We start from the raw sequence: 6,981 nt of genomic DNA, 5'->3' as shown, positions 1-6,981 counted from the left end.
CCCCTGCTCCAACAGTCTTTACCTATCCGTGAGCGGGTCGTTCAGCCGGGCAAGAGAGCAGCATTCCCCAATGCCGCTCACCTTGTGCGCCCGACTGATCGACACTCCAGCCGCACCGCCACAGGTGCTCTCAGGAGGACCATCCGCCCCACACCTGGAATGCATGGCCCCAGGTGCCAACGTCAGCAGCTTCTATCAACCGCCATTGGAATGTTCATAGTCAGCGCCCTTGAGGTATTCCTCATGGGCTTTTTTTTGTATGAGCAGATTGCGGGCTAAAGGGCGCTCAGTAGTAGCGGCCGGGATATTCGCCAGGGTGATCGATACGGCTGATGCGGATACCAGAAGCCGACTGGCCGTGGAAGCGCAGGATGTCGCTGCCAGAGACCAGAAAGCCCCGCTCTTGGGCCAGCAGCGACACCTCATCAGCGGTAAGGGCATCGGCCATCATTTGCCGCAGGGCTGGATCAGCCCTCACCTGGGCCAGAAACCGCAACAACTCACTCTGGGGCACGGCAGCTCAGCAAGATCTGCAACATAGAACTGCCGGCAGGACAGGCTTCAACGGCTCTTGACGCAGTACCCACCAGATGAATACCAACCAAGGGGGCATCCTTTGCCGCTTTTCTGGATCGCTTCCCGCTCGTTACTGGGGCTGCTGAGGCAGTAGTTGCCAGAGGAATAAAAACCCAGCGGGCAGCCAGAACCACTTTTTTCAATGGTGCCACGGGTGTTGCCCCCGGAGCTGGGGACGCAGTAGCCGCCAGAGCTGTAGTAGCCAAGCGGGCAACCTCCAACCTTGGGCAGCGGTTGCACCGGCTGCTGGGCTAGGGCACTTCCTGCCGCCAAAGCTGCAATCGCGCAGGCAAGAAGCAACTGATTGCGGCCCAACGTCTTTTGAGGCATAGACACAGACAGATTGGCGCAGATCAGCCAGCTGCAACCAAGTCATGCAGGAACCGCATGAAAAGGCTGCCGGTGCAAACTCCGGCAATGGCTAGAACGTTTCTTCTGGGTGTACTCGCTTTGGCGGCCTTGGCCTGGCCAAGCGAGGTAGTCGCTCAGGGCGTCAAGGCCACCGTGCTCTCCATCGGCGATGGCGACACGATCCGGGTGCGCCAGGCGGGCAAGGCCCTCACCGTGCGGCTGGCCTGCATCGATGCACCTGAGAGCGCCCAAGCTCCCTACGGCCAGCAGGCCCGCACGTATTTGCAGCAGCGCCTGCCCATTGGCCGGGAGGTAAACCTCAACATCAAAACCACCGATCGCTATGGCCGCTCGGTGGCCGAGGTGATCTCAGAGATCAACATCAACCTGGCGATGGTGGATGACGGCCAAGCCTTTGCCTACCGCCAGTACCTCAGTGGGTGTAACGCCAAGGAGTATCTGGACGCGGAATACCGTGCCAGCCGGCGGCGCTATGGGGTCTGGCAGGTGGAGGGCGGCATCACCCGGCCCTGGGACTTCCGGCGAGGTCGCCGCTCAGCCGTCATCCCTGATGGCACCACCCCGGGCGGCCGCCGTTACCGCTGCAGCGAGATCAGCTCCTATGACCGCGCCCAAGAGCTGCTGCGCCAGGGGCATAGCTACCTGGACGGAAATGATGATGGAGAGGCCTGCGAAATGTTGCGGCGCTGAACAGCCAACAACAAGCAGCTAAAGCAAGCTGATAGATGGCTGCAGATCAAAGGAATGCCACGCCTGCGTTACCGGCAGAACCCATTACCGCTTGGCCCAGATGCTCCAGCTGCTGAGGTCTATGGGCCAGAGCAAGCCAACCCGCCTGGCTTGCAAGTGATGGAGCAAGGCACGCTCGCCGTGGTGCCGCTCGGCCCCTTGTTTGCAGATACGCCAGCAGCAGAAGGCTGATCATTCGTCAAATCAAGGTCTTTTCTTTTGCTTGATCCCACTGGACAACCTGTAGGGGATTGGTACTTTCAAGGAAATTCCATTGAATTCATGCTTACCGGATCCGAATTGCTCGCCAAGGTCAAGGAGCTAGGCGATGTCTCCAAGTCCGAGCTCGTTCGTGAGTGCGGCTATGTGAGCACCAAAAAAGATGGCACGGAGCGCCTCAACTTCACATCCTTCTATGAGGCCCTGCTCGGTGCCAAGGGTGTAAGCCTCGGCGCCGATAGCGCCGGCCGGGGCAAGGGTGGCCGCAGCCTTAGCTATGTCGCAACTGTTCAGGGCAACGGCAACCTGCTGGTGGGCAAGGCCTACACAGCCGTGCTCGACCTCAAGCCAGGCGATGAGTTCGAGATCAAGCTGGGCCGCAAGCAGATCAAGCTCGTCCCCCTGGGCAGCACAGAAGAGGAGTGAGCTGCTCCTCGGTTGAGCTCCTTGCCGCTCTTCAAGAGAAGCCACCGATCACCAACACAACCAGCTGGCGGAGTTGCTGCAGCTCGGTGGGAGTCACGCAGCAAGCGGTGGCATCTGTGATGCGAGTCTTGGCCACACAGGTCAGGTTCTGTGGCAGCAGATAGCTCACCTTCCTGCAGCCGTTGGTGCTGTTGGGTTGGAGCACGACAGTCAGATCGGCCATCGCCAGCGAGGGGTCGCCAGTCATCGGCACCACCAGCATTGTTGGATAGGCAGGGTCAAACAGCTCGCAGTCCTGCACGACGACAGCTGGCCGGAGCTTGTTGGGGTTCGGAGGTTGAGGGTCCAGCCCAGGGTCGTTTCGATCTTTGCGCCAATCAACGGTGATGATCTGCCCAGCCCTCAAGTCCACGCCTGTCTTCAGCGGTTGAGGGGTTCAGGCGTGGCCCAGTCGGCAATGAAGGCACGGGCATCCAGATCGGTGGCGATGTGCTCTGCCACCGCTTTGCTCTGGGAACGGATCCGTGCCCGCAGAGCATCCATAGCGCTGAGCGAGCTGCTCACCTGCACGATCCGTCGTCCCCCGCGCTGCCTGCGGCGCACGGAGAAGGGAGCCTCGGGCTGTTCAGTGGCGTAATCGGCAGGGGTCATGGCGGCAGGTGGCCTGCGCTGACAACACGGAGCCACACCTCAACGGTAAGCCCAATCCCACGTTCAAGCTCAGCTGCCTGGGCGTCGCTGAGCCAAAGCCAGCATCTCCAGCGCCTGGCCCTGCTGCTCCTGCCGCAAGGCCTCCGGTGCCTCGATGCGTAGGGCGCTGCCGTGGGAAAAGAGCCAGCGGCGCAGCGCGCTGCCGCGGGCCAGGATCCAGGGCGGCAGGTCGATCTCCACCGGATGGGGATGGCTGTCCCCGCTGGGGTTGGGCGTCAGCATCTGGGCCAGCTCTGGATGCACCCAGTCGGCTGTGGTGCCCTGGGCCGCGGACCTGGGCTTTGCTTGCTTAGCCGGCCGTTCCAGCCGGATCTGGTCGAGGGAGAAGGGAAGCTGTCCCTGGCGAATGGCGGCGTAGGCCTCGCTCTTGCAGGACAGGCGCAGGGTCTGCAGCTGGCGGCGGCGCTGCTCGCTGCTGGGCTGGCAGAGACCCTCCTGGGCTGTGAGGTCATCACCCAGCTCGATGCCACCGCAGTGATGAAGCAGCCGTTGCAACCTGGCAAGCGCGGTGCTGTGGTCGGATTCGTTGCGGCGACCCCGCGGTTCGGCCTGCAGGAACACCAGCTGCTCCAGCCGTTCGCTCTGCAGCAACCCATGGGGCCGGCCGATGGCGTCGTCCTCCCAGGCGAGGTGCCAGAGCCCCGCTGAGAAGACCAGCTGCAGGGGCCAGGCGCGGATCTCCTCACCCCTGCCCTGATCGGAGGAGGTCCCCAGGCGCAGCAGGCGTACGCGCCGGTGCTCGAGGATCGCCGTCTCGATCCGCTCAGCTTCCCTTGGTTCGGCCAGGCTGCCCCGCTGCAGGGTCTCCGCACCGGGATGGGCGCCATCGAGATAGGTGCGCAACGCCGGCGTGGCCGTCACCTCGATACCGCCCCAGCTGAGACGTTGCTCCAACTCATCGAGCAGATCCTGCGCAGTCGGATCCCCCAACCGCTGGGCCGCGTGTTGCACCACCCCATGGATTTCCACCAGCCGCGGCGCTGAGAGCAGGGCGGTGCCAAGGCAGTAGCCATGGCGTGGGTTGTCGTGGTGCAGCCGAAATCCATAGGGAGTGAGGGTCTTCTCGATGTCTTTGCGCAGCGTCGCCAGCTCACCTGAGCCATGGCCGCCGGGGATCTCAGCGAGACGCTCCAGCAGATGCCGCTGCATCGCCAGTGCCCCCGGACCTTCCGCCGGCCGGTCAAAGGGCGTCTGCAGCAGATGGCGCAGCAGGGTCATCACCCGCACAAACACCGCCGCATCAGCCATTGGCGGCTGACCGCCATGGACACCGCCACTGCGGGGGGCCTGCTCCTCAGAGGTGGCAGCCAGCAGGGGAAGGGGCTGAATCCCCGTCGTCACGGGGGTGGCGGAGAAGAAGCCCTGGCCCTCAAGCCAGCTCAGATCGCGGCGTACAGCCTCGGCATCGCCGTAGCAGACCCCATGGAGCGTGCGCAGCAGGGCGGCCGCCCGCTGGGGCAGCTCACCGCTGGGCAGCGGTGAAACGAGCGTTTCTAGGGCCTCGCGGCTGCCCTGATCGGTTGTCGCCAGATCGGGGTGCGCCGCGAGGAGCTGCAGCAGATAGAGCAGCCGCTCTAGATCAAGCAGGCGCGAGTGGCCGTGGAGCAGCAGCTGGTGCTGGCGATTGCAGGCCGCGCTGATGCGGCGGGTAAGACGGGAGAGTTCGCTACGTAAATAAGTAGTGAGGTCGCGCTGCTGGGTGGGCTGCACCGCCACCACCGAGGCAAAGCCTTCCGCCCGCCCCGGACCAAAGGCCTCATCCGCCAAGGCAGCGGCCATGCGGCGAATCACCGGGACGGGAACGGGGCGCTCCCGTTTCTCGTTCCAGCGCAGGCAGGTGCTCACCGGTGTGAAGTGCCACCAGCCGATCCACTCCACTGGCCTGGGTATGGCCAGCTGCTGGGTGATCGCCAGCCGCCAGGGCCGCTGGGCATGGGTGGCATCCACGATCACCGGCATGCCGGCTGCCACCGCACCGATCAGCCGCTCATGCAGCCGCTGCTGGATCGACGGCCAGGGCCCCTGAACGGCCGAATCGCCGAACACCTCAGCGCGGATCGCATCGGTCGAGAGCACCACCGCCGGCTGCCCCTCAGGCCCTGCAAGCAAAGGGGCGAGCGCCGTGGCAGTGGTGCTCTTGCCACTGGCGGGCGGGCCGATTAGTAGGTGACAGCGCAGGGGCTCCATTGCTGCAGGTTGCTGGCCCTTGCGGCCCGCGGCAACAGCCGCCAATCAACTGGTGCAGCCGGCTCAGTGCTGGCAGGGGGTTTCAGCCGGCTGGGTTCTTCGCGGGAAGGAGGGTGGACGGGAGCTGGAAAAGGGCAAGGCTGATTGCCCCGTTCTGCTGCCGCGCTGCCGTGCCAATCCAGCGTTCTGCTGCCGTTGTGCCGCCTGCGCGGCGACGGCGCAAGTCCTACAGACCGCCCGAGATGCTGCTCAACCTGCACGTGCTGGATCTGATGGAAGTCAGCGGCAGTCAGATGCGCGCCGCCCGCTCCCTATCGATGCACCAAACCACGGTGAGCCGCAGCTACTGGGAGCTGGCCGAGCAGTTCCGCCTCCAACCAGCGCGTGGCCCCCGCCAGGTGTGCCGCTGGGGAGGAAGCAGCAGCCTGCGCTTCCTGCGTCTGGCCAGCAGGGCCCATCGCCTAGAAGACGGTCGGTTGCGGCTGGGCACCGATGCTCTGCACCAGTCGCTGCTTGCTGGGCTGCCCGGGGTGTTGCAGGTGCCGCCCTGCTTTCACCCCGCCGGCGACTGGGCAACCCTGGTGGCCCAGGGCGTGCTCGATGGAGCGCTGGTCTCCTCCCTCTGCCATAACCAGGAGCTGGCAAGCGGTGAACTGCCGCACTGGCCGGGAGTGCAGGTGCTGCCGCTGGGAACCTTGCCGCTGCAGCTAGTGGCCCATCAGCGCTGGGCTGACGTGTGGGAGGAGCAGGTGTTGCTGCCCGCTGCCCAGATCATGCCCCTGCTGCATGGGGAGCTGGAGCCCTGCTTCTGCAACCTGGAGCGCGCCTCGCGGGTCTGGCAGGACCCGCAGGCCTGGCTAGAGCAGCTGCAGCAGCGGCCTGTAGCGGTGCCGCTCTGCCCGGCCCTAGCCCCCAGGAGCTGGTGGCAGGAGCAGGGTCTGGTGCCGGTTGCCGATGGGCTTTTCCTGCAAGAACAGTTGTGGCTGCTGCTGCCCCAGGAGCTGCAGGCACCTGCGGCAGCCAAGGCAACGCTGCGGGTGATCCAGCGCCGCGCCTTCCGGGCGGTGGCCCGAGGAGCTGGGGCACTGCTGGGGTTGGAGGGGTCGTTGGAAGAAGGGGTGGGTGCTGGCGGGGGAGATGTTGCGACACACCGCAAGGCGCAGTGAAAGGGCACTACCCGCAACAGCTGGAAACCTCGAACTATGCAGGCTATGCATAGTTCTCAAATCCAAGGCTGCAAGTGCTGTCGAAGTACTGCAACCTGGCTTCTGTTAGGTGCAGACTGACAGCAGTAGGAGGTGCCCCCGGTGCCACCGCCGCCGCTACCGCCAGTGAGCTACGCATCGCAAGGAGCTGACTGATGAAACCGGCTGCCACCAGCCCAAGCCCCAGGCTCAAGCCGGGTTCGGTTGTGCGCTGCCGTACCCGCCGCTACCTGGTGGAAGAGGTGGAGCCCCCCATGCACCGCAAGGTGGCGGATGGGGGTGACAGGGTCGTGACCCTGGCCTGCATGGAAGACGACGCCATCGGTCAGCGCCTCACAGTATTTCTGAGCAGTGAGATCGACTTTGAGGTGCTTGGGGAGAGCAGCTGGGAGGCGGTGGCCCAGCGGGGCTTTGACCAACCGAAACAGTTCGCCGCCTACCTCAACACCCTGCGCTGGAACTGCGTCACCGCCACCGACGCCGAACTGTTCCAGGCCCCCTACAGGGCCGGCATCGACGTCAAGGCCTACCAGCTTGAACCACTGCGCAAGGCGCT

General features: G+C 64.6%; 9 protein-coding genes and 1 pseudogene. 5 read left to right on the top strand and 5 right to left on the bottom strand.

The features are described from left to right. Positions 1–286: 286 nt before the first annotated feature. Positions 287–514, bottom strand: coding sequence for a Nif11-like leader peptide family natural product precursor (locus KBY74_RS12885; protein ID WP_254943040.1), 228 nt, complete (start codon positions 512–514; stop codon positions 287–289). Between the two features lie 47 nt (positions 515–561). After that, entirely contained in the window at positions 562–849 is a 288-nt protein-coding gene (locus KBY74_RS12880) for a hypothetical protein (RefSeq protein ID WP_254943039.1), read from the bottom strand. 186 nt (positions 850–1,035) lie between these two features. Between KBY74_RS12880 and KBY74_RS12875 the strand changes: the two genes are divergently transcribed. The 3 genes from KBY74_RS12875 to KBY74_RS12865 all read left to right on the top strand — a co-directional run bounded on the left by KBY74_RS12875 (position 1,036) and on the right by KBY74_RS12865 (position 2,322). Further along, positions 1,036–1,638, top strand: coding sequence for a thermonuclease family protein (locus tag KBY74_RS12875; RefSeq protein ID WP_254943038.1), 603 nt, complete (start codon positions 1,036–1,038; stop codon positions 1,636–1,638). 54 nt (positions 1,639–1,692) lie between these two features. After that, positions 1,693–1,869: a hypothetical protein gene (locus tag KBY74_RS12870; RefSeq protein ID WP_254943037.1), complete on the top strand. Its 177-nt coding sequence runs from the start codon at positions 1,693–1,695 to the stop codon at positions 1,867–1,869. Positions 1,870–1,959: 90 nt separating this feature from the next. Next, positions 1,960–2,322 (top strand): AbrB family transcriptional regulator, encoded by a 363-nt coding sequence (locus tag KBY74_RS12865; RefSeq protein ID WP_254943036.1) that lies wholly within the window; start codon positions 1,960–1,962, stop codon positions 2,320–2,322. Positions 2,323–2,353: 31 nt separating this feature from the next. On the opposite strand, the gene KBY74_RS12860 is transcribed toward KBY74_RS12865, so the two are convergent. The 3 genes from KBY74_RS12860 to KBY74_RS12850 form a co-directional block, all read right to left on the bottom strand. Then, positions 2,354–2,734 carry a type II toxin-antitoxin system PemK/MazF family toxin gene (locus KBY74_RS12860; RefSeq protein WP_254943035.1) on the bottom strand — a complete coding sequence of 127 codons (381 nt, stop codon included), beginning with the start codon at positions 2,732–2,734 and terminating at the stop codon, positions 2,354–2,356. Between the two features lie 8 nt (positions 2,735–2,742). Beyond that, the gene (locus KBY74_RS12855) at positions 2,743–2,973 is read right to left on the bottom strand and encodes a hypothetical protein (RefSeq protein ID WP_254943034.1); all 231 of its coding nucleotides are present in this window, start codon (positions 2,971–2,973) and stop codon (positions 2,743–2,745) included. Positions 2,974–3,042: 69 nt separating this feature from the next. Beyond that, positions 3,043–5,265 carry an ATP-binding protein gene (locus KBY74_RS12850; RefSeq protein ID WP_254943033.1) on the bottom strand — a complete coding sequence of 741 codons (2,223 nt, stop codon included), beginning with the start codon at positions 5,263–5,265 and terminating at the stop codon, positions 3,043–3,045. 125 nt (positions 5,266–5,390) lie between these two features. Here KBY74_RS12850 and KBY74_RS12845 point away from each other — a divergent pair, with 125 nt between their 5' ends. Together KBY74_RS12845 and KBY74_RS12840 are read left to right on the top strand one after the other, a co-directional pair. Continuing rightward, positions 5,391–6,386 (top strand): hypothetical protein, encoded by a 996-nt coding sequence (locus tag KBY74_RS12845; RefSeq protein ID WP_254943032.1) that lies wholly within the window; start codon positions 5,391–5,393, stop codon positions 6,384–6,386. 194 nt (positions 6,387–6,580) lie between these two features. Then, positions 6,581–6,981, top strand: a pseudogene (locus tag KBY74_RS12840) (helicase); the annotation flags it as partial.

Source organism: Cyanobium sp. A1C-AMD, assembly GCF_024346495.1.
In the GTDB taxonomy this organism is placed as follows: Bacteria; Cyanobacteriota; Cyanobacteriia; order PCC-6307; family Cyanobiaceae; genus Cyanobium_A; species Cyanobium_A usitatum.
This window is presented reverse-complemented; position numbering and strand designations above follow the sequence as displayed.